Raw genomic sequence first — 22429 nt, forward strand, 5'->3', positions numbered from 1 at the left:
CTGTATATTTACACAGCCTTTACACGAAGGGAAAACACGCGATCCGATGCGGATAACGTTACCGACGATTCTTCACCGTCGCTTCGTCTTTGTTGCTGCCGCCAAGGTAGTGATGTTGATAGCAGTGGTTGGTGGCTTCAATAAAGCCCTCTACGCTGCCACAATCAAAGCGCTCGCCTTTAAATTTGTACGCCAGTACACAGCCTGATTGTGCTTGTTTGAGCAGCGCATCGGTGATCTGTACTTCGCCGTTTTTACCCGGTGGGGTGTTTTCCAGCAGATCAAAAATATCAGGCGTAAGAATGTACCGACCAATGATGGCGAGGTTACTTGGCGCATTGCCCGGATCGGGTTTTTCTACCATGTTATCTACGCGGAAAAGGTCATCTTTGATCTCTTGGCCGGCAATCACACCGTATTTGTGAGTCTCATCTTCGGGGACTTCTTCCACGGCCACGATGGAGCAACGGAATTGGTTGTAAAGCGCGACCATTTGTTTGAGCACGCCATTGCCAGGATGAATGCAAAGATCATCCGCCAGTACAACGGCAAAGGCTTCATCGCCGACCAGCTCACGGCCGGTTAAAATGGCATGCCCTAGGCCGCGCATTTCGTGTTGGCGAATGTATGTGAAAGAGGCTTTTTCGATGGTGTTGCGGATATCATCCAACAGCACTTCTTTGTTGGTGCCACTGATCTGATGTTCCAGCTCATAGTTCTTATCAAAGTGATCCATGATGGCATGCTTACCACGTCCGGTGACAATGCACATGCCATTGATATCCGCTTCCAAGGCTTCATCCACGCCATATTCAATTAAAGGCTTGTTGACCACCGGCATCATCTCTTTGGGCATCGACTTGGTTGCCGGTAAAAAGCGGGTGCCATAGCCAGCCGCTGGGAACAGACATTTTTTAATCATCTCAGATCCTTTCTTATATGTGGGGTGGCGAGCAAGTCTTGACTCGGTCGACACCACGAAGCGAGTTGCTAACAATGTTATCTTGGTCAATAGTTTGCTGGGTTCAGTGCGGCTAAGCAAGTCCTACGCACCAATGCCCCCAGATAGCGTGACAACACCCGCGTTGCTTACCCGGCATGTGCTGAAAAATGCGTCATAAATGCATCGATAAAGGCCGGTAGGGACGCAGAAGGAAGGGCATTAATCCCTGCCGCCGCGGCGCGCCCTCCGCCCGTAACGAACTGCTCTGCCAATTGCGCGGCGCCGGTAGGGCGATTTAAAGGCGCACGAATACTGACCATCCAATCGCCTTCGGGCATAGGGGTGAGCACAGCATGGGCGCGGTCAGGGTGGCGGTTGGCTAACTGGTTGCTGAACATGCCGCTGATTCTGCGTGCCCATGCGGTATCAGGGAGCAGATACAGCTGGGCGTTTTCATCACTAAGCTGTGGGGTCAGGGTTTGGGCGCGCTCCCGATCGTGTTGATACGCATCGGCCAATTCCATCACCATGTCTGGGTAGGCGCGCATAAAGGCATCGGGGGTGGTAAAGCCACACAGGTGACGGTATAACACCGCGGGCGGGATAATCAGATCATCCAAGCTCGCGCCATAGCTGTTGTAATTGAGGTAGTGGCCGAGCCGCTCTAAGCGTGCGCGCATATGTTCGTCGAGACCAGACTGTCGGGCGAGGGCATTGGCAGTGCGATCCAGGTTATCGCCATACGCGCCAACTAACGCCCACTCTCGATACTGCCCACCGAGAAGCTTGTCGATAATAAGCGCGGTACAGGTATTGGCACTGGTATGAATATGCGCGTCTAGCAAGGGTGAGTCAGGGATGGGGCCACTTTGGTGATGATCGGCGTAGAAAACATGCGCGCCCGCGGCGAGCAGCATGGCCAATGGCTGTTGATTTTTGGCCATCGAAATATCGAGTACAGTGACCTGTTCGGTGTCGGTGGGTACTTGTTTTAACAGGGCAATATCGCGTTTAACACCGGTAATTAAAGTGGTTGCTTGTGGGTGTGCCAAGCGCCATTGCACCAGCGCGGTGAGCCCATCCGCGTCCCCGTTAAAAACATCAAACCCCATCCTGTGACTTCCTTCTAAACTGAATGCAACGCCATCCTACCCTGAGTGCTAGGGTTGACCCAACTAGCGGTGATCGTCGTCAGCGCCAGGGTAGTCCTCAAGCCCCGTCGAGCCAATTAAGGACAAGTTGTTTTTCGCCCAAAATACCGCTTGTACCCGGTTTTTGACATTGATTTTCTTAAACACATTATAAAGGTGAGACTTGACGGTGTGCTCACTGACATCAAGTGCACTGGCAATGTCTTGGTTGGATGCGCCAGTGACGAGGTGGCGCAAAATTTGTTGCTCACGGTTGGTCAGGACAATGGCCTGTTCATCGATCGCTTGCTGGTGATGTTGCTGGTAATAGTGGATCAGTGCCGCCATCTTGTGTCGAGGCAGCCAGTATTCACCGGACAGCATCTTTTCGATGCCATAACACAGGTGGCGAATCTCATCTTCTTTTTTGAAAACCCCCTTGATGAACGGCCAGCTAGCGAGCTCCTTGGCACTTAGGTCATGTGCATTGAGCAGCGCAAACACATGCTGGTCGGCAAACGGGATCAGTGCCTGTTTAAGCTGCTCGGTCGCCATCTCGTCAAACGCGTCTAAATCGACCAGTACTAAGCCAGGACGCGCAGTTAACTTATCGGTGATCTCATCCGGAGTGACAAGCTCGACATCGCCATGGATGTCTTTTTCTAAGCATGTCATCAGCGCAGACACAGACATGCTGGGCTGAGAAATAAGAAGCAGTGTGTAACTATCTGAGGTGGTTTCGGCCTGGTTCATAAGCATCCTACTGATTATGACTCAACCTGCGCCTCAGTCCGAGTCGTGTTGTGAAAAGAGACGTCACTGATCCCGAGGCTGCGCAAGTTTTTCATCAGTCTAAACCATTTTTGTCATCAAGGTATATGCGATACGCACTAAGCCATTGGCGTGACGCGTTAACTGCAGAATCTGGAACCAGATCGCGTGGAAAAGCTTCGAACCTCCGGGGCGCTCGTGCTAGACTTCATCCTTATTTATCCAGTCAGCGAAATCATTTCGCGCGCAACAAGAACAGTGGGAGTCACCTATGGCCAGCCGTGGCATAAACAAAGTCATCTTGATTGGTAATTTGGGCAACGATCCGGAAATCCGTTATCTCCCCAACGGCGGTGCGGTGGCGAACCTTAGCCTCGCGACCTCGGAGTCATGGCGTGATAAAAACACCGGTGAGATGCGTGAGAAAACAGAGTGGCACCGTGTTGTGCTGTTCGGTAAAACCGCCGAAGTAGCAGGTGAGTACCTGCGTAAAGGGTCTCAAGTGTATATCGAAGGCCAATTGCAAACGCGTAAATGGCAAGACCAGAATGGTCAAGACCGTTACACCACAGAAGTGGCGGTACAACCGTTTAGTGGTAGCATGCAAATGCTGGGTGGCCGTGGTGGTCAGAACCAAGGTCAGCCGATGCAGCAGTCACCGCAGCAGCAAGGCGGATGGGGACAGCCTCAGCAGCCTCAACAACCACAGCAAAACTTTAATCAACAGCCACCGCAGCAGCAGTCGGCACCGCAGCCACAGTCTCAGCCTCAGCAGCAATATAACGATCTGCCTGATTTTGACGACGACATTCCGTTCTAAAACGCGCGGCGTGAAATGGCGTGTTGACGTCACGGTTGTTGAAACGAAAAAGCCCCTGCTTGGGGCTTTTTTGCTTTTTAGCGTGGGGGGGGGCACGGAGCAGACTGGATTAGGCGACGCCAGGGCCTGTTTTTAAATAGTGCGGCAGTTGTGTCGGCGTTGGGCATTTTAGCTGGCCCATCACTTGCGTCAGTTGTTGGGTAAGCATGTCTATTGCATGCTCTCCGCCATGGTGACCCACCGCACCACAAGCATAGACAAAGGTGCGGCCAAGCAGGGTAAAGTCGGCGCCCATTGCCATGGCTTGGGCAACATTGCCGCCGCTTTGTACGCCACTGTCCATCAATAGCTTAATCTTGTCACCATATAAGCGCTTGATGGTTTGAATGGTATCCAGCGGTGACTCACCGACATCCAGCTGACGTCCCCCATGGTTGGATAAGACCACCGCGTCGGCACCGAGGGCGACCGCTTGTTTGACATCGTCAGGGTTGACCAAGCCTTTTAACACCAAGGGGCCGTCCCAATTATCGCGGATGACTTTAAGGCTCTCGAAATCAACGGCTCCCATGACGGTGTTGTTCATAAAATTGGCCAGCTCGCTGGTGGGCATGTTTTTTGGCATGTAAGGCTTGAGGGTTTGCATCTCAGGCACGCCGGCCAGTAACGTCTGCCAGCTCCACGCCGGACACTGCATCATTTGCACGATATTGCGTAGGTTCATTTTCGGTGGCATTGCCAAGCCATTTCTTATATCGCGCGGGCGATAACCGAAGGTAGGCACATCTACAGTGACGACCAGCACTTTATAGCCTGCGTCTTTAATGCGACCCATAAGGTCTTCACGGATCTTGGCATCCGTTGGGTTATACAGTTGATACCACGCCGTTCCCTCAGAGATCTCGGCGATGGTTTCAAGACTCGCTGAGGATACGGTGCTGAGTACATAAGGAAGCTTTGCTTGATAGGCGGCTTTGGCCAAAATTTCAGGTGCTTTAGGCCACATTAATCCTTGCAGTCCGACGGGGGCGACACCAAATGGCGCGGCATAGCGCTGGCCAAATAACTCGACGGATAAATCGACCTCTGGGGTAGGCGCAAGCAAGTCAGATTGCAATTTTACTTGCTCAAACGCGCCGGCATTGTGGGCTACGCCAATCTCATCGTGGCAACCGCCACACAGGTAATCGAAGGCGAAGGCGGGGATTCGCCGCTTTGCTGCGCGTTTAAGAGAGGGGGTATCAGGGTACTTAGGGTTATAATAGGCCATGGATCGTGTGCCTTATTGCGGTGAGTGTCTTGACTCACCCTAGCGCAGTGATTGTTATCGATATATAGATAAAAGATAAAATACTTTTTCCAAAATCGGCTAAGCCGTTATCTTTTTGGGCTTTGTTGCGCTGCGCTTTTAGCGCTACACATACAAATCTTTAACTTTCTGTTTAATAAAATCGATAAATAATTTGGTTTTGGTGTGGTTGTACTCCAGTTTTGGATAGTAAGCATAGGCGGAAGAGCGCGGCTGCTTTAATGCGGGTAGCACCGGGACCAATAAGCCTTGGTCGATTTCTTTTTGCACCGTCCCGGCGCCTCCCAAAATGATCCCCATGCCAATCACAGCGGCACTGACTAAGGCTTCAGGGTTAGGCGAGACAAAGTTGCCGGACAATTGTAAGCGGGTGCCATCTTCAAACACCCGTTCTTGCGGCTGATGTGAATTACCGTACAGCAAAATATTGTGTTGGGTTAATTGCTCGGGCGTGGTAATCGGGGCATGGCGGGCTAAATACGCAGGGGCGGCAAAAAAGCCAGGTTGAAAATCAAATAATTTGGCGGCGATATAGCTGGCGGAGTTAAAGTACTCGAGTTCACGACTGATCACCACGTCCAGATTCAGATCCGGCAGCTGGCCAGGGGTGAGGGTAGTGAGTTCGACTTTGATTTTCGGATAAATCTCAAGAAACTCAGCAATAAAGTTGACCAGAAAGCGGTTCCCTGTCACCAATGGCGCACCGATACGCAACACACCACTGACCTCACCAAAGGTAGAGGTGGTCTCACTGACCAATTGTTGCCAGTCGTCGACCCACGTCTTGGCACGATGATAAAAAAGATCGCCCGCATCCGTCATCGATAGACTTCGTGTGGTGCGCTTGAGTAATTGAACCCCCAGTTGGCGTTCTAGCCAACTAAGGCGTTTTGAGAGGGCAGAGCTTGAGGTGTGTAGCTTGGTGGCCGCTTGGGCCAACGAGCCATGATCCACCACACAGATAAAGCTTTGTGTACAGGTAATCCAGTCCATGAGTCCTCGTTGAATAAAAAGACAGCCACCGATTCGTGGGTTAGGCATTCACATTATGGTAACCAAGCCTGATAATAGCGGCTAATAGCCCGTAAAGGCGACCCAAATCAGCAGAGAATCATGGATAGAACAGCCAATGCGATCAAAGTCAGCGGTATGAAGCTGACCAACCGACTCGTAGCATTTGTCACGCTTATTGTGGTGTGCGCCATTTTCGTGTTGTTTATTGGCGGTGCGATCAGTTTCCGCCAGCTCGGTATTGATTTTATCTCTCACTATGTCGATGGCATGGTGGAAGTGATCGATCAAGAGATGGCAAGCGATCAGCGCGATAACCAATACTTTTCGCGTTGGCTACCCAAGATGTTGAAAGCCAGTGATGTGACCTCCCTAACGATCTACTCGGATGCTGGGATCTTGTATCAATATGAACAAATTCAGTACCAGACAGTCGCTAACCAGCAGGTGATCTCGCGCGATATTCCTTTGGAAAGCAATCCTGGCTTTGCCGTCAAGTTGACCTTCGTGCCGCCTTATGCCGAGTTTGCTTACTCGATTGGCCCTTTGTCATCACTGTCAGCGGCGATTTTGGTGATTGTGCTGGGACTTACGTGGGGGATCCGCTGGCTCAGGCGCCAGTTGTATGGCAGTGAGGTGCTTGAGCAGCGTGGCCGACTGATCTTAGCGGGGCGACTCGATGATGCGCAGCAAGGTGATAGCCGCGAGTGGCCGATCCCGGCAAGCGCGGCGTTAACGCAACTGATCGAAGAGCTTAAAGAAGCGCGCCAAGAGCGTAGTCGTTTTGACACCTTTATTCGCACTAACACCTTTCTAGATCAGCTCACCGGTGCGGCGAATCGGGTAATGTTTGATAACCGTTTGCACACCTTGGCTAGCGATGACGCCAGCCAAGGCAGTGTGATCTTGGTGAGGGTGGCGGAATRGGAAGATCTGGTGGAGCAGCATGGGCAAGAAGCCGCTGATCAACTGATCCAAGCGATTGGCAATGTTCTGTCGAATGCGATTCAGCGTTTTCCCGATGCGGTGTTGGCACGTTACTTTGCCTCGGATTTTGCCATATTGCTAGTCAACCAAGCCGGGGAAGAAGTGCATCCCTTTTTAGCGCAAATCACCAATGCCTTAGATAAACTCGCGCCACCCGAGGCACTTGATCAAGACAACTGGTTCCATCTTGGGATGACATCATTTGGTGCCAGTGAGCGACGTGGACGATTAATGGATGAAGCCGAACGCGCGTTAAAAGTGGCGACCTTAACCGGACAGAATGGTTGGTCTCAGTTCGATAAGCAACTCAGCCAACTAGATAAACGTGGTAGTGTACGCTGGCGCACGTTACTCGAGTCGGTGATGGCGGGAGAAGGCCCGATGCTTTATCGCCAGCCGGTGTTTGCGCGAGATGGCAAAACCCGCCTTCATTATGAACTTTTAGGCCGAATTAAGGACGAAAAAGGCAAGGTACTTAAGGCTTCGCGCTTTTGGCCAGGGGTCGAGTGGGTCGGTATGGACGTGGCCTTTGATAAAGCCACCCTTGGTCGCGCGCTGTGGTGGTTAAAAACGCGTGACTATATCGATAACTACGCAGTCAATGTAAGTGCGTACTCACTTTGTCAACGTGAGTTTGTGGTGTGGTTGCGCGATATGTTGTTGCAAACGCCACGCAGTACCTTGAATCGTTTGCTGGTGGAGGTGTCTGAAGGCGCTCTGGTTTCACACTTTGATGCGGCGCGGCCTTGCTTACGAATGATTGCCGCGTTAGGGTGCCGTCTAGTTGTTGACCAAGCTGGTCGAACGATAGTGAGCACTCACTATGTAAAGGATATTCAACCAGCCTATATTAAGCTTCACCGTAGTTTGGTGCGCAATATCCACCAACGGCCAGAGAATCAGCTGTATTTGCGCAGCGTGTTAGGTGCTTGTGAGGCCACTACCACCGAGGTACTGGCGGTAGGCGTGGAAACCAATGAGGAATGGTCAGTGGTGAAAGAACTGGGCGTAGCAGGCGGACAAGGGCGGCTGCTTGGGGCGGAAATGTCTCCGCACCCAGCACAGAAAAAACGCCGCCGATGGGGGAAGCGATGAGTCAAGCCATCAAGCTCTCCCACCAACAAGGACGCGGGTGGTTAGAAGCCTTATTAGTGGTCAGTATTTTGTCGGTGCTGGTGGTGATTGCGATCCCTAAGTTCTACGATTATGAGGCGGATGCTAATGTGTCCGCGTTAAAAGGCTTAAAAAGCGGCATCGACAGCGCCATGACGCAAACACACGCGTTGGCCGAGAAGAAAAAAGTCAGTGATCAGGCGGAACAATCACTGACCGTTAACGGCACGTCCATTCGTGTGTCTTATGGCTACCCTGAGGCAGCTGCCTTGCCTGAGTTAGTGACGGCGCTGAAGGATGCAACGCGTTGGCAGTTGCGACGCTATCCAGAGAAAAATCGGGTCGACTTTATTTGGCGGCTCCCTGATCAGCCGGCGACGGATTGTTACTTAACGTATTACGAGGCAACGGCGTCAACGAAGGCATCGACGCAGTTAGTGATTCATCAGTCATGCCAATCACCGACCCGAGAAAGATAAAAGGAATAATGCGTTTTTGATGGAAAAACCATCAAAATGACAGCGCATTGAAAAAAAACACAGATCTCATTCAGGTTTACAGCACCGTATCTTGCCGCTTACCTTGCGCGTTGATACATTTAGCTCAATTTGTCTGATTTCATAGCTTGCAGGATTAATCGACCATCATGTTTAAGAAACTTCGCGGGATGTTTTCCAATGATCTATCCATTGACTTGGGAACCGCCAATACACTGATTTACGTAAAAGAACAGGGCATTGTTCTGGATGAGCCGTCTGTTGTCGCTATTCGCCAAGACCGTGCAGGTTCTCCCAAGAGTGTGGCTGCTGTGGGTCATGATGCGAAGCAGATGCTGGGTCGAACACCGGGTAACATTGCCGCAATTCGTCCAATGAAAGACGGTGTGATTGCTGATTTCTACGTCACCGAAAAAATGCTGCAGCACTTTATTAAATCGGTGCATGATCACAGCTACATGCGTCCAAGCCCACGCGTCTTGGTGGCGGTACCTTGTGGCTCAACCCAAGTTGAACGCCGAGCCATCCGTGAGTCGGCATTAGGTGCCGGTGCCCGTGAAGTCTACTTAATTGATGAGCCGATGGCGGCGGCGATTGGCGCAGGCTTGCCGGTATCCGAAGCAACCGGTTCGATGGTGATCGATATCGGCGGTGGTACCACAGAAGTGGCGGTTATTTCGCTTAATGGCGTGGTCTATTCATCGTCGGTACGTATTGGTGGTGACCGTTTCGATGAATCGATTATCAACTATGTTCGCCGAAACTACGGCAGCTTGATTGGTGAAGCCACCGCAGAGCGCATCAAGCATGAAATTGGCTCCGCTTACCCAGGCGATGAAGTGCGTGAAATTGAGGTACGTGGTCGTAACCTTGCTGAAGGGGTGCCGCGTAGCTTCACGCTTAATTCCAATGAGATCCTAGAAGCGCTGCAAGAGCCCCTAACTGGGATTGTTTCTGCGGTGATGGTGGCACTCGAGCAATGCCCACCAGAGCTGGCGTCTGATATTTCTGAGCGTGGCATGGTGATCACCGGTGGTGGTGCGCTACTGCGCGATCTTGACCGTTTGCTTACCGAAGAAACCGGCATTCCAGTGGTGGTTGCCGAAGATCCGCTGACTTGTGTCGCACGTGGCGGGGGTAAAGCGCTGGAAATGATCGATATGCACGGCGGTGATCTTTTTAGCGAAGATTAACGTGACTGCGCCTACAAACAGGTCGTTTTCATTATGAAACCTATGTTTGGCAGAGGACCCTCTCTGCAACTGCGCCTGTTTTTCGCTCTTTTACTATCAGTCAGCCTTATGCTGGCTGATAGTCGTCTTGATGCGTTCGCAGGGGTGCGTTATTTCCTAAACACGCTGGTGGCACCGCTACAATATGCGTCCAACGTCCCGCGCGACACCTTAGATGAATTGGTGATGCAGTTTCGTTCTCACCAACGTTTAGTGGCAGAGAACCGCGCATTGCGAAAGCAGGTGTTACAACTGGAAAGTGACCAGCTTCTTTTAGCGCAGACAGAGCGCGAAAATCAGCGCTTACGCGAGCTACTGGGCTCGTCGTTTATTCGTGACGAGCGCAAAATGGTGGCTGAAGTCATGGCCGTTGACTCGGACCCTTATAAACATCAAGTCATGCTAGATAAAGGGCGAACCAATGGGGTTTATGAAGGGCAACCGGTGATCAACGAGCACGGGGTGGTTGGCCAAATTGCCTATGTGGGTGCCCACAATAGCCGTGTTCTGCTACTGACCGACCCCACCCATGCGATCCCGGTTCAGGTCATGCGTAATGACATACGAGTGATTGCGTCTGGGCGCGGGTCGACCCACTACGTTGGTTTGGACAATATTCCTAGCAGCACGGATATCAAGGTGGGTGACAAGTTAGTCACCTCAGGACTGGGCGGTGTCTTTCCTGAAGGCTACCCGGTTGGCACGGTGACGGAATTTTCGTTTGATAATAAGCGCCCATTTGCGCAAGTACGCGCCACCACAGCGGTGAAGTTTGATCGTTTGCGTTATCTGCTTTTGGTGTGGCCAACTCCCGAAAAGGGCGAGAACGCGCGCCCGGATCAGCCTGTCGCGCAGCCGTCATCCGACGCTGTATCATCACCTGACACCGCACCATCGTCCGATGCCGAGGGAGAATCGCCGTAATGGCAAATGTGACATTTCGCGGCCAGTTTATCATTTGGCTCTCTTTTATCATTGCGCTGATTTTACAAGCCGCGCCCTGGCCGGGGGAACTCGCCCCCTTTCGACCTTCTTGGGTATTGCTGGTGACGTTTTATTGGGTACTGGCATTACCTCATCGGGTCAATGTCGGTACCGCGCTAGTACTCGGCCTGTTATGGGATTTGATGTTGGGCTCGACCCTTGGGGTGCGCGGCTTGATGATGGCGATTTTGGTTTACATCGTGGCACTCAACTTTCAACTGCTTCGCAACATGTCGTATTGGCAGCAGGCACTTTTGTTGGCATTGCTGACCTTGGCGGGAAAATTGATCGAGTTCTGGGCAGAGTACTTGGTCTCTAACGTACAGTTTAACCCTGAGCAGCTTTGGGCGGGCGTGCTTAACTTTATACTCTGGCCTTGGATCTTCCTATTATTGCGCCGTTTACGTCGTCGCTTTGCCATTCGCTAACGCACTAATCGTAAAGAGGTATCATGAGCTGTGATTTATACCTGGCCTCGGGGTCACCTCGACGTCATGAACTGCTCACTGAGATGGGCGTGAACTTCTCCCGTGTAGTGGTTGATGTGGAGGAGCAACAGCAGGCCGGTGAGTCGCCTTATGCCTACGTGTCTCGCTTATCGCAAGACAAGGCGCGAGCAGGCGTGATGAAAACCGGTGGCCATACCCCGGTGCTCGGGGCCGATACCATTGTGGTGGACGGCGAGCAGGTCCTCGAAAAGCCTCACGATAAAGCGGAGGCGACCCAGATGCTTCAGCAACTATCAGGGCGCGAACACCAGGTGATGACGGCGGTCACTGTCGCCAATGCCATGAAGCAGGTCACCACAGTCGTAACTACCAAGGTGTGGTTTTGTACGCTCAGTGATGAACAGATTGAGGCTTATTGGCAATCGGGTGAGCCAGTCGATAAGGCTGGCGCCTATGCGATTCAGGGGCTGGGCGGTAAATTTGTCACTCGGATTGATGGAAGCTATCACGCCGTGGTTGGTTTGCCACTGTATGAAACCGAGCAGCTGCTCAAACAATTTTCGGTCTGAGCGCATATCTGTCGCTAGACCCCACTTTTGAGAGATTCGGGGAAACCATGAGTGCGGAACTGCTAATAAACGTCACCCCCAGCGAAACCAGGGTGGCGATGATTGAGGGGGGCAACCTCCAAGAAATCCATATCGAGCGAGAAGCCAAACGCGGTATTGTAGGCAATATCTACAAAGGCAAAGTCAGTCGTGTGTTGCCTGGTATGCAGGCAGCCTTTGTCGATATTGGCTTAGATAAAGCTGCGTTTTTACATGCCTCCGACATTGTGCCTCACACCGAGTGTGTCTCGGAAAATGAGAAGCAACAATTCCAAGTGCGCGATATCTCCGAGCTGGTTCGCCAAGGGCAAGATATTGTGGTGCAAGTGGTCAAAGATCCGCTGGGCACCAAGGGCGCGCGTCTTACCACAGATATTACCTTGCCTTCGCGTTACTTGGTTTTCATGCCAGGTGCCGCCCATGTTGGGGTATCACAACGCATTGAAAGTGAAGACGAACGTAAGCGCCTCAAAAGCATTGTCAGTGACTATTGCGACGAGCTCGGTGGCTTTATTATCCGTACTGCCGCTGAAGGGGCGACCGACAATGAGATGGCGCAAGATGCTGCTTTCTTAAAGCGTTTGTGGAATAAAGTGTTAGAGCGCCGCGCGCGCTATCAAGCCAAATCCATGCTGTATGGTGAGTTGGCACTGGCACAGCGCATCGTGCGTGACTTTGTCGGGACCGAGTTGGACTTAATTCGGGTCGACTCCAAGCAAGCCTATGAAAAGCTGCAAGAGTTCACGTCAGAGTTTGTGCCTGAGCTGGCCGAAAAATTGGTGTACTACGACGGTCAAGTGCCGATCTTTGACATGTACGACACCGAAAATGAAATCCAACGTTCGTTGGAGCGCAAGGTTCAGCTCAAATCGGGTGGTTATCTGATCATCGACCAGACCGAGGCGATGACCACCATTGATATCAACACTGGTGCATTTGTTGGGCGGCGGAATCTAGATGAGACTATCTTTAATACCAATATTGAGGCGACGCGTGCGATCGCTCGTCAATTACGGCTGAGAAATTTGGGTGGGATCATCATTATCGATTTTATCGATATGAGCACCGATGAGCACCGGCGTCGCGTGTTGCACTCTCTCGAGCAAGCGCTCAGCCAAGACAGAGTTAAAACCAATATCAATGGGTTCACTCAGCTGGGATTGGTTGAAATGACACGCAAACGCACACGAGAAAGTATTGAACATGTGCTGTGTGGTGGCTGTCCAACCTGTGATGGGCGAGGTTCGGTCAAAACCGTGGAAACTGTCTGCTACGAAGTGTTGCGTGAAATTACTCGTGTTAACCGCATTTATGAAGCGGATAAGTTTGTAGTGTACGCGGCTCCTGCGGTGATTGAGGCCTTGGCGGAAGAAGACTCGCATTTGGTGGCGGAGTTGGAAGTGTTTATCGGTAAGCAAGTGAAGGTGAAATCCGAGCCGTTATACACGCAAGAACAGTTTGACGTGGTAATGATGTAATCCATGACCTGGGTGAGAAGGTGTCTGCGCTGGCTGCTGGCCGGCGCAATCAGTGTAATTGTGATAACCGCCTTGTTAATCGGCGGTTTGCGCTTTTTATTGCCCAATATGGATATCTTGCAAGCGCCGCTCAGGCAGTGGGTGTCGGAGCAAACCGGCTTTAGTGCGCAACTGGATGGCATTGCCGGCCAGTGGCGCAACCTCACGCCATCACTGCAATTAGAAAATGTGACCTTAGCCACTAGTGATAACGGTCCACCGTTGTTAACTGCCCACTCGATCAATTTGCAATTGGATGTCTCCGCCTCCCTCATTCGGCTTCAGCCCGTTTTTTCCCATGTCACACTCGACGGCTTGGTGTTTGATACCGGTCAGCTACCCGATAAAAATACCCAAGCGGGCGTACGTGAGCGGCTTGAAGATTTGTTCTTAGCGCGATTAGGGCAGTTTTCTATTCCTGATGCCAAGGTGATCCTTGTGACGCCGGCGTTGGAGACCGAGACGCTGATTATCAGTGATGTGTTTTGGCGCAACCAACAAGGGGAACATCAGGTACAAGCCAGGCTTGGCATGAAAGGCACGCAACTGGAAAAGGTGCGTGTTAATGGTGCGTTCCGTGAAACTGACGGCTTGGAAACCTTGACTGGCGACTTCTACCTTGCCAGTGAAGCGATGGACATTGCGCCTTGGTTGACGAAAAAACTGACGCCATCCGCTACCATCAACACCGCGCGTTTAGACGCAAAAGCCTGGGTGAGGGTAGAGCAAGGGCAAGTGGATAACGGCTTAGTATCGATTGATAACTTCGCATTGGCTTGGCAAGAGGGTGACAATCAAGCTAAGCAATGGGCCATTAAAGACAGCCACGTCCAGTTGCAAGCGATGGATGATCAACGTTGGCGGGTCGATTCTGATGGCCTATGGGTACAAGCGGGTGCGACCACCCAAGCGGCGCTGTCACGGTTATCTTGGCAGGGGGCGTTGGACAACTGGCGTCTCAATGCGGCCAACGTCGATATTGCCTCTTTGCGCCCGTTACTTGGGCTTGCCAGCCAATCAGCGCAACAGCACAGTGTGGCGACCGCGTTGTCTCCATCAGGGCAAATCCGCTCCTTAGCGTTGAGTAAAGCACCTGACTCTCCGTTGCGTTACCAAGCGATACTGGATAAGGTCTCAGCCAAGCGTTGGGGCTACCTGCCTGCGTTCCAAGGCCTGAGCGCGACCCTCTCCGGGCAAGGCCAGCAAGGCCAAGCAAGGCTTGAACTTGGCGCACAACCCTTGCCTTACGGTGACTTTTTTCAAGCACCGCTCCCGCTTGAGCACGGCAGTTTAACCCTGAATTGGCAACAAACAGATCGCGGTTTAAGCGTGTGGAGTGATAGGGCCAAGGTGCGTGGCGCAGACGTGAAAGGGCAAGGTGCATTTCGTCTCGATATTCCGTCACAAGGCGCGCCTTTCTTAGCGTTGTATGTGCAAGCCGACGTATCGGATGCAGGGCAAACATGGCGCTACCTACCGACCCGCGCACTACCGGATCCGTTAACCGATTACCTTTCGCGAGCGATCCAAGCTGGCCACGCCAAAGGCGGTGAAATCTTATGGTTTGGTGCCCTCGATGCGTTTCCTTACCAAGACCACAGTGGCATTTTCCAAGCCAAGGTACCACTTCGCGGCGGGGCGTTTAGCTTTAATACCGCGTGGCCGACCTTAACGGAGCTCGATGCGACCTTATTGTTTGAAAACGCGCGCTTAGCGATTGAGGGTGATCATGTTCGCTTAGGGAAAGCGGTCAGCCGCCACGTGCAGGCTGAGATTGCCGATATGACCCAGCCGGGCAGCCATCTCGATATTCATGCGTCACTGGCTGCAACCGGATCGGCGGTCCGTCAATACATGCTGGCGACACCGTTAGTCGATACCGTTGGCGCGGCCTTGACCCATGTACAAGTCGATGGGCTGGTTGATGCCAACCTTGACCTGGTGATCCCGCTGAACGGGGAGCAGCCACATGCTGAGGGCAACGTGCGCTTTACTGGTAACCAAGTATCGATTCAGGCTCCGGCCATGCAACTGGATAACTTATCCGGCGAGCTGGCCTTTAGCGATGACACCCTCACTACTCAGTCGATGCAAGCACAATGGTTAGGGCAACCAATCAGCCTCCAATTTACCGGTGAAACCGTGGTGTCCGGCTATCAGCTTGATCTGGGTATAGACGCGGATTGGGATGTGGTGCCATTACTGGACACGCTCTCGCTACCCCTCAAGGCCTACTTGGGTGGGGGCGCACGTTGGCAAGCTGGGCTCGACTTGACCTTAAATGACACCGGTTTTGATTATCAGCTTGGTGTGGATGTCGATACCACACCGCTGCAGTCGACGTTGCCCGCGCCGCTTAATAAGCCACGTTGGCAAAAGGGCCACGCACGCATTGAAGCCAGTGGCAACAGCGAAGGCTTGACCGGACGTGTGGCGCTGCCTGGCGTGAGTTATCAAGCGCGTATCAATACCCAAGGTCGCCGCCCCCAGTTTACCGCGAGCCAATGGCAAATTGGCGCGCAAACTAACACCTTGCTCGCAACCCGGGGTCACCGCGCTGACCTGCACCTTAAGCAACTTGATGTCGCGGCTTGGAAGCGTGTTTGGCAGCGGGCGAGTCAATCTTGGCCGAGTGGAAGTAACCAGTATCCCGCGTTACCAATGCCGAGCCGGATTAACGCCAAGATTGATACGGTCAGTGCCGATCCTTTAGCGTTTCATGATGTGTCTTTAGCGGCGCGACACAAAGCCGAGGGCTGGGAGGTGTTAATGGGCAGCCGAGAGCTTAGTGGACAAGCCAACTGGCCGACACAAGGAAGGCTGAATATCGAGATTGATCAATGGCATATTAATCGCCAGTTGGCAGAGGAGGGGGAAACGGATGACTCGCCCTTGTTTGAGCCCGTGGATACACGAGCCACCCCCGAGGATAAAGCCTTACTCGCTGCCATTCCGCCGACACACTTGGTGATTGAGGATCTATGGTTACAAGGGTATCGACTTGGGCGCATTGAGGCGGTACTCGACAAAAGAGCCTCACAAGTCGACCTTTCTTCCCTGACACTCGAAAGTGGAAAAAACCACGCGTCAATTAGCGGTCATTGGCTGATTGACGATCAAGGCCACAATCAAACCGCGTTGGCTATAGCCCTGGGAGGCGAAAGCACCTCAGATTTAATGGGGCGGTTTGGCATCAGTGGTGGCATCCAAGACGCCAGCTTTTCGACTCAAGCCTCGTTAGATTACGCCGGCCTGCCTTGGAAGGTCGATATCGCGAGCCTTAATGGTGACATTCGCTCTGATGTTAAAGATGGCTATATAAGTGGGGTGGGAGGCGCCGGTAAACTATTGGGGCTGTTCAGCCTTGATTCTATCTTGCGTAAAATCCAGCTCGATTTCTCCGGTGTGTTTGAAGATGGTTTGGCCTTTGATGACATTACCGGGCGGGCTGTGATCACAAATGGCGTGGTTGTGACGGATAATATCCGCATGGATGGGATAGCCGGTGATATGGTTATTAAAGGGATTGCCAATTTGGTGACCAACCGTGTGAACGCCGATGTGCGGTTTACGCCGGATATTACCTCAGGGATCCCTGTTCTCAGTGCGTTTGCGGTGACGCCGCAAACGGCGCTGTATGTGTTAGCCGTTACCACGGCGATCTCTCCCGTGGTCGATGTGTTCACCCAAGTCCGTTACCAAGTGAGCGGGCCAATAGGAACGCCAGATATCAGGGAAGTGTCGCGCGACAAAGAGGCATTAGCACTGCCAGCTGATGCGACGGAGCGATTGCGCCAACAAGCAGAAAACGCCAAGGAGTGAGCATGATGAAAGCAGGTGTTGTCCAAATGACATCCAGCGCCGATCCCACCCACAACATGAAGGCATTGCAAGCCAGTTTACATCGCTTGAGTGAACAAGGCGTTAAGCTGGTACTTACCCCAGAAAACGCACTGGTGTTTGGCGGTAAGCAGGATTATCAGCGTCATGCTGAACGGCTGGGTCATGGGCCTTTACAACAGCAGCTTGCTGAGCTGGCTCACCATTATGATCTTTGGCTGATCGTGGGGGCGTTTCCGATTCAAAACGACAACGGCATGTTAAGCAGTACCAGCTTGGTGTTCGATAACGCTGGGCACTTACGCGGCAGTTATGACAAATTGCATCTATTTGATGTGGAAGTGGCTGATGCGCATGGTCGTTACTGTGAGTCAGACTATTTTGATGCCGGTGACCGTCTCGCAACATTGGATACGCCGTTTGGCTGTCTTGGATTAAGTATTTGCTACGATGTCCGCTTCGCGCCTATGTACCAAGCGTTGCGCGCGCAAGGGGCCGATATCATTACTGTGCCGGCGGCCTTCACCCGGGTAACCGGTCAAGCACACTGGGAAACCTTATTGCGGGCACGTGCAATAGAAACCCAATGCTGGGTGATCGCTGCCGGTCAGTGCGGGGAGCACAGCAAAGCGCGCCAAACCTGGGGGCACTCAATGATCATTGACCCATGGGGACAAGTGGTCGCCTCGTTGGGCAGTGAGCCCGGTGTGACTTGGGCGGAACTTGATTTAAGCGTGGGAGAATCCATTCGGCATAAGATGCCCGTACTGTCTCATACCCGGTTGCAAAGCCAATTGAAATAGCGCACCCTCGGCGCGTTATCTTTTTTCTCGGCTGCCGGTTCGGCAGCCACAACCAAGAGTAAACGAATGAGTCTGGAACAGGTCGAAGAAACCTTGCTGCGCCCGGCGGGCGTAAGTGAGTCGCAACTGCATGCGACGCTGGCGCACCTGAGTGGTCGCCAGATTGACTATGGCGATATTTTCTTCCAATCCACATGGCACGAATCTTTAGCCTTGGAAGACAGCATCATTAAAGATGGTTCATTTAATATTGACCGCGGGATCGGAGTGAGAGCGATCAGCGGTGAAAAAACCGGATTTGCTTACTCAGATCAGCTCACCCCGGACGCCTTGATGCAAAGTGCCACCGCAGCACGCGGTATTGCCCCGGCTGGTGGGCATGGCAAAGTGAGTGCTTTTTCAGCGGTACAGGCAAAGCCGTATTATGGCCCGACGGATCCGCTTGCGAGTTTAACGCGCGAGCAAAAGATCGCCCTACTCAAAGAAATAGACAGCTACATCCGTGCCAAAGAGCCTCGAGTGAAAGAGGTGAATGCCAGCTTGAATGGCCTTTATGAGCAAGTGCTGGTGGCTGCCACTGATGGCACTTATGGCGCCGATATTCGCCCATTGGTTCGCTTGTCTGTCTCTGTGTTGGTTGAACAAGATGGACGCCGCGAGCGTGGCAGCGCGGGGGGCGGTGGCCGTTATGGCTATGACGTCTTCTTGCAAGAGGACGCGGGTAAGTCACGCGCGCTGCAATTTGCCGATGAAGCGATTCGTTTAGCACTGGTCAACCTGCGCGCCGAAGCGGCACCGGCCGGCACCATGCCCGTGGTACTGGGTGCGGGTTGGCCGGGCGTACTCTTACATGAAGCGGTGGGCCATGGCCTTGAAGGGGACTTTAACCGTAAAGAGTCTTCGGTGTTTACCGGTAGCCTTGGCGAACAGGTAACCTCCTCGCTGTGCACCATCGTCGATGATGGCACCATGAATGATCGTCGCGGCTCACTGAGTATCGATGATGAAGGGGTCCCGGGTCAGTACAACGTGCTAATCGAAAACGGGGTGCTCAAAGGCTATATGCAAGACAAGCACAATGCCAGTTTGATGGGCGTCGCGCCCACTGGCAATGGCCGTCGTGAGTCGTATGCACACCTTCCGATGCCGCGGATGACCAACACTTACATGCTCGGCGGTCAAAGCTCGCCAGCGTCGATGATTGCGAGTGTGGAGCGTGGCTTATACGCGCCAAACTTTGGCGGTGGTCAAGTCGATATCACCTCAGGCAAGTTTGTTTTCTCCACCTCGGAAGCGTATTTAATTGAGAACGGTGAAATCACCACGCCAGTGAAAGGCGCGACCTTAATTGGCAGCGGCATTGAAGCGATGCAGCAAGTCTCTATGGTCGGGAATGATTTAGCCATTGACCCAGGTGTGGGGGTGTGTGGCAAAGCGGGACAGAGTGTCCCTGTCGGGGTTGGACAGCCGACATTGAAGCTGGATGCGATGACAGTCGGCGGGACTGAATCGTAATCAAGGACGCCAGTGCGAGGCACTGGCGTTTGATGTTATAAGCTTTGGTCGTAAAAGCTTTTGAGATACTGGAAAATCTCGCGGTAGGCCTTGGGCGGCTTACTTTGCTGCTGCTCTTTTTTGGCCTGGCGCGCCAACTGGCGTAAGCGTTGACGATCGGCATCAGGGTACTGCAAAAGCACATCGCTGATCGCACTGTCGCCTTGGTCAATAATGCGGTCACGGAGTTGCTCAAGCTTGTGGAGCTCAACCGTTTGCTGCGCGTGCTTGTTTTGCAACTTATCAAGCGCAGCTTGAATCGGTTCAGGATCGCGAGAGCGCATTAGCTTGCCAACATATTGCAGTTGACGGCGGCGCGCTTCGTTTTTCAAGCGTTGTGCGTCGGTAATTGCGCTGAGCAAGTCATCGTCGAGCGGGAATTTTTCTAACACGGCTGGTTTAAGTTTGACCAGTGCTTCGCCAAGTTCTTGCAAGGCAAGCATATCGCGTTTCATCTCGGACTTGCTGACCCAGATGATCTCTTCCTCTTCCTCCCAGGGAGCGGGTTTATTTTTACGGCCCATGTTCAACCTCAGTGAGAATGTGCAATGACACGTATGTTAACAAGAAACGCGCCCAAACGCGGGCTTTTTTATAATAGGCTCGCACCGCGACGTGTGTCGAACTTGAATGCGAATCAAAAAGGTCAACTATGAGTGTGAAACAACAAGTCGCCGAGCAAGAACAGCAACTTCGTCAAGCTGTCAGCCGTGCGCTCGACATGGCATCGGCCAAGAGTGACCAGGCGGAAGTGGCGATTACCAAAAGTACCGGCATCAGCGTGAGCTCGCGAATGGGCGAAGTTGAGAACGTAGAGTTCAATCAAGATGGTGCGCTTGGGATCACCGTTTACCGGGATCAGCGAAAAGGCAGTGCATCGACCACCGATTTGTCGGAAAGCGCGATCGCGAAAACGGTCGAGGCGGCGCTTGAGATTGCAAGCTATACTTCGCCAGATCCTTTCGGCGGTCCAGCGCCCAAAGCGCTCATGGCATTTGACTACCCCGACTTGGACTTGTTCTACCCCGATGAACCTGAGCCAGATGCTGCCGCCGCCTTGGCGATTGAAGCCGAGCAAGCGGCACTGAACCATGACAGCCGAATCAAGTTCAGTGATGGTGCCAGTTATGACAGCCACTATGGGGTGCGTGTCTATGGCAGCAGCCATGGCATGCTCGGCAGTTACCCGTCAAGCCGCCAAGCGTTAAGCTGCTCAGTGATAGCGGAGAGTGACGCGGGGATGGAGCGTGACATGAGCTACACAGTGGCACGAGACAAAGCGGATTTATGGACACCTGCTTTTGTAGGCGTCGAAGCGGCCAAACACGCTGTGGCGCGCCTTAACCCACGCAGTGTCTCGACGTGCCAAGTGCCGGTGATGTTCGACCGCAGTGTGGCGACCGGGCTGTTTGGTCATTTGGTGATGGCGATCAGTGGCTCAGCCCTTTACCGCAAGTCCTCTTTCTTGCTCGATAAGAAAGGCGAGCAGATCTTCCCAGATTGGCTCACCATCAATGAGCTGCCTCATGTGCTAAAAGGCTCCGCCAGCGCGCCTTTTGATAGCGAAGGGGTGATCACGCAAGACAGGCGTATCATTGAAAAGGGTGTACTAAACACGTATCTCGCCACCAGTTATGCCGCGCGTAAGCTGGGCATGGAACCAACCGGTCATGCTGGCGGCATTCACAACTGGTACGTTAGCCACACCGGCCAAGATGCCGATGTCATGCTAAAAACCTTAGGCACGGGATTATTGGTGACTGAGTTGATGGGACAAGGGGTGAACCCAGTGACTGGGGATTACTCACGGGGTGCGGCAGGCTTTTGGGTGGAAAACGGTGAGGTCCAATACCCAGTGAGTGGCATCACCATTGCCGGTAATCTCAACGAGATGTTCGCTAACATTGTGGCGATTGGCACTGACATCGAGACGCGCAGCCAAATTCAAACCGGCTCAGTGATCATTGATGCGATGAAAGTCGCGGGGGAGTAACGCTTAGGTCGCTAATCTCCCTCAGTGTGAGATCACCAAGCACGTCTATCGTGCTTGGTGTTTTTTTATCCGGCGATAAATGCCAGTAATAGCACACCCAATACCAAGCGATAGATCACGAAGGGTAACATGCCCACCCGTGTCACCAGCTTTAAAAAGGCGTGAATACACGCGTAAGCGCTGATAAACGACACCAATAGGCCGACACCAATCGCGTCCATGGCCACCGGTTCTGGGCTGGTCGCTAATTGTAGCCCCAGGTAGGAGCCGGCGAGGGTGATGATAGGAATTGACATTAAAAACGAAAACCGTGCCGCGGCTTCGCGCGTGTAACCGAGCATTAATGCCGCGGTAATGGTAGCACCCGATCGCGACGTACCAGGAATTAATGCAAGAGCTTGTGCCAGCCCGATCAACACCGCGCGGTAAGGGGTGGTTCGATACTCATCGCACGTCTGTGTCGCGTTGCGATCGGCCCACCACAATAAGCCACCAAAAATCAGAGTCGTTGCCGCAATCACCCAGGCAGCGCGCAGATAAAGCTCGATCACGTCTTTTAAAAACAAACCGGCGACACACGCTGGGATAGTGGCCAAGACGATCATCCATGCCAATTGACTATCCGAGCTGTGCTCACCTTTAAGCGAGGCGAAAAAGGCTTTGAGGAGATTCCACACTTCACGGCGAAAATACCCCACCACCGCGGCCAGTGTGCCGACGTGTACAGCAACATCAAAGGCAAGGCCCTGATCGGCCCAGCCAAAAAGCTGTGAAGGCAGAATAAGGTGCGCGGAGCTGGAAATAGGAAGAAACTCGGTTAACCCTTGAATCAAGGCCAAAAAAAAGGCTTCAAAGAGGCTCATGGTGC

General features: G+C 52.8%; 19 protein-coding genes. 12 read left to right on the forward strand and 7 right to left on the reverse strand.

The genetic code is table 11. The features are described 5' to 3' along the window. Window positions 1-58: 58 nt before the first annotated feature. From galU to BZG74_RS11095, 3 genes are all read right to left on the reverse strand, one after another. A complete protein-coding gene (gene galU / locus BZG74_RS11085; protein WP_077772660.1) occupies window positions 59-922 on the reverse strand; it encodes a UTP--glucose-1-phosphate uridylyltransferase GalU in 864 nt (287 codons plus the stop codon). 167 nt (window positions 923-1089) lie between these two features. Further along, complete coding sequence (locus BZG74_RS11090; RefSeq protein WP_077772661.1) at window positions 1090-2055, reverse strand: acetyltransferase; 966 nt, start codon at window positions 2053-2055, stop codon at window positions 1090-1092. A 63-nt stretch (window positions 2056-2118) separates the two neighbouring features. After that, entirely contained in the window at window positions 2119-2826 is a 708-nt protein-coding gene (locus tag BZG74_RS11095; RefSeq protein WP_077772662.1) for a LuxR C-terminal-related transcriptional regulator, read from the reverse strand. Window positions 2827-3115: 289 nt separating this feature from the next. On the opposite strand from BZG74_RS11095, the gene BZG74_RS11100 reads away from it, so the two are divergent. Next, a complete protein-coding gene (locus BZG74_RS11100) occupies window positions 3116-3664 on the forward strand; it encodes a single-stranded DNA-binding protein (RefSeq protein WP_077772663.1) in 549 nt (182 codons plus the stop codon). A gap of 109 nt (window positions 3665-3773) precedes the next feature. Here the strand turns inward: BZG74_RS11100 and BZG74_RS11105 are convergent, their stop codons facing one another. Both BZG74_RS11105 and BZG74_RS11110 read right to left on the reverse strand, forming a co-directional pair. Then, window positions 3774-4934 carry an alpha-hydroxy acid oxidase gene (locus BZG74_RS11105; RefSeq protein WP_077772664.1) on the reverse strand — a complete coding sequence of 387 codons (1161 nt, stop codon included), beginning with the start codon at window positions 4932-4934 and terminating at the stop codon, window positions 3774-3776. A gap of 144 nt (window positions 4935-5078) precedes the next feature. After that, a complete protein-coding gene (locus BZG74_RS11110; protein WP_077772665.1) occupies window positions 5079-5966 on the reverse strand; it encodes a LysR family transcriptional regulator in 888 nt (295 codons plus the stop codon). Between the two features lie 120 nt (window positions 5967-6086). On the opposite strand from BZG74_RS11110, the gene csrD reads away from it, so the two are divergent. The 10 genes from csrD (at window position 6087) to tldD (ending at window position 19529) form a co-directional block, all read left to right on the forward strand. After that, the gene (gene csrD / locus BZG74_RS11115) at window positions 6087-8066 is read left to right on the forward strand and encodes an RNase E specificity factor CsrD (protein WP_077772666.1); all 1980 of its coding nucleotides are present in this window, start codon (window positions 6087-6089) and stop codon (window positions 8064-8066) included. Next, a complete protein-coding gene (locus BZG74_RS11120; RefSeq protein ID WP_077772667.1) occupies window positions 8063-8563 on the forward strand; it encodes a hypothetical protein in 501 nt (166 codons plus the stop codon). Before csrD ends, BZG74_RS11120 begins: the two co-directional genes overlap by 4 nt. Window positions 8564-8730: 167 nt before the next feature. Beyond that, window positions 8731-9774 (forward strand): rod shape-determining protein, encoded by a 1044-nt coding sequence (locus BZG74_RS11125; protein WP_046073887.1) that lies wholly within the window; start codon window positions 8731-8733, stop codon window positions 9772-9774. Between the two features lie 33 nt (window positions 9775-9807). Further along, the gene (gene mreC / locus BZG74_RS11130; RefSeq protein WP_077772668.1) at window positions 9808-10737 is read left to right on the forward strand and encodes a rod shape-determining protein MreC; all 930 of its coding nucleotides are present in this window, start codon (window positions 9808-9810) and stop codon (window positions 10735-10737) included. Then, window positions 10737-11225, forward strand: coding sequence for a rod shape-determining protein MreD (gene mreD, locus BZG74_RS11135; protein WP_077772669.1), 489 nt, complete (start codon window positions 10737-10739; stop codon window positions 11223-11225). The genes mreC and mreD overlap by 1 nt, the downstream gene beginning before the upstream one ends. Window positions 11226-11248: 23 nt before the next feature. Beyond that, window positions 11249-11815 (forward strand): Maf family protein, encoded by a 567-nt coding sequence (locus BZG74_RS11140; protein ID WP_077772670.1) that lies wholly within the window; start codon window positions 11249-11251, stop codon window positions 11813-11815. Window positions 11816-11862: 47 nt separating this feature from the next. After that, window positions 11863-13332 carry a ribonuclease G gene (gene rng, locus BZG74_RS11145; RefSeq protein ID WP_077772671.1) on the forward strand — a complete coding sequence of 490 codons (1470 nt, stop codon included), beginning with the start codon at window positions 11863-11865 and terminating at the stop codon, window positions 13330-13332. A 3-nt stretch (window positions 13333-13335) separates the two neighbouring features. After that, window positions 13336-17193: a YhdP family protein gene (locus BZG74_RS11150; protein WP_077772672.1), complete on the forward strand. Its 3858-nt coding sequence runs from the start codon at window positions 13336-13338 to the stop codon at window positions 17191-17193. A gap of 2 nt (window positions 17194-17195) precedes the next feature. Next, on the forward strand, window positions 17196-18014 hold the full coding sequence (locus BZG74_RS11155) for a carbon-nitrogen hydrolase family protein (protein WP_077772673.1): 819 nt from the start codon (window positions 17196-17198) through the stop codon (window positions 18012-18014). 66 nt (window positions 18015-18080) lie between these two features. After that, the gene (tldD, locus tag BZG74_RS11160; protein WP_077772674.1) at window positions 18081-19529 is read left to right on the forward strand and encodes a metalloprotease TldD; all 1449 of its coding nucleotides are present in this window, start codon (window positions 18081-18083) and stop codon (window positions 19527-19529) included. Window positions 19530-19564: 35 nt separating this feature from the next. On the opposite strand, the gene yjgA is transcribed toward tldD, so the two are convergent. Then, entirely contained in the window at window positions 19565-20092 is a 528-nt protein-coding gene (gene yjgA, locus BZG74_RS11165) for a ribosome biogenesis factor YjgA (RefSeq protein WP_077772675.1), read from the reverse strand. A 128-nt stretch (window positions 20093-20220) separates the two neighbouring features. On the opposite strand from yjgA, the gene pmbA reads away from it, so the two are divergent. Next, window positions 20221-21561 carry a metalloprotease PmbA gene (gene pmbA / locus BZG74_RS11170; RefSeq protein ID WP_077772676.1) on the forward strand — a complete coding sequence of 447 codons (1341 nt, stop codon included), beginning with the start codon at window positions 20221-20223 and terminating at the stop codon, window positions 21559-21561. A gap of 65 nt (window positions 21562-21626) precedes the next feature. Here the strand turns inward: pmbA and BZG74_RS11175 are convergent, their stop codons facing one another. After that, a complete protein-coding gene (locus tag BZG74_RS11175) occupies window positions 21627-22424 on the reverse strand; it encodes an undecaprenyl-diphosphate phosphatase (protein WP_077772677.1) in 798 nt (265 codons plus the stop codon). Window positions 22425-22429 lie beyond the last annotated feature (5 nt).

It is taken from the genome of Salinivibrio sharmensis, from assembly GCF_001995985.1.
Classification (GTDB): domain Bacteria; phylum Pseudomonadota; class Gammaproteobacteria; order Enterobacterales; family Vibrionaceae; genus Salinivibrio; species Salinivibrio sharmensis.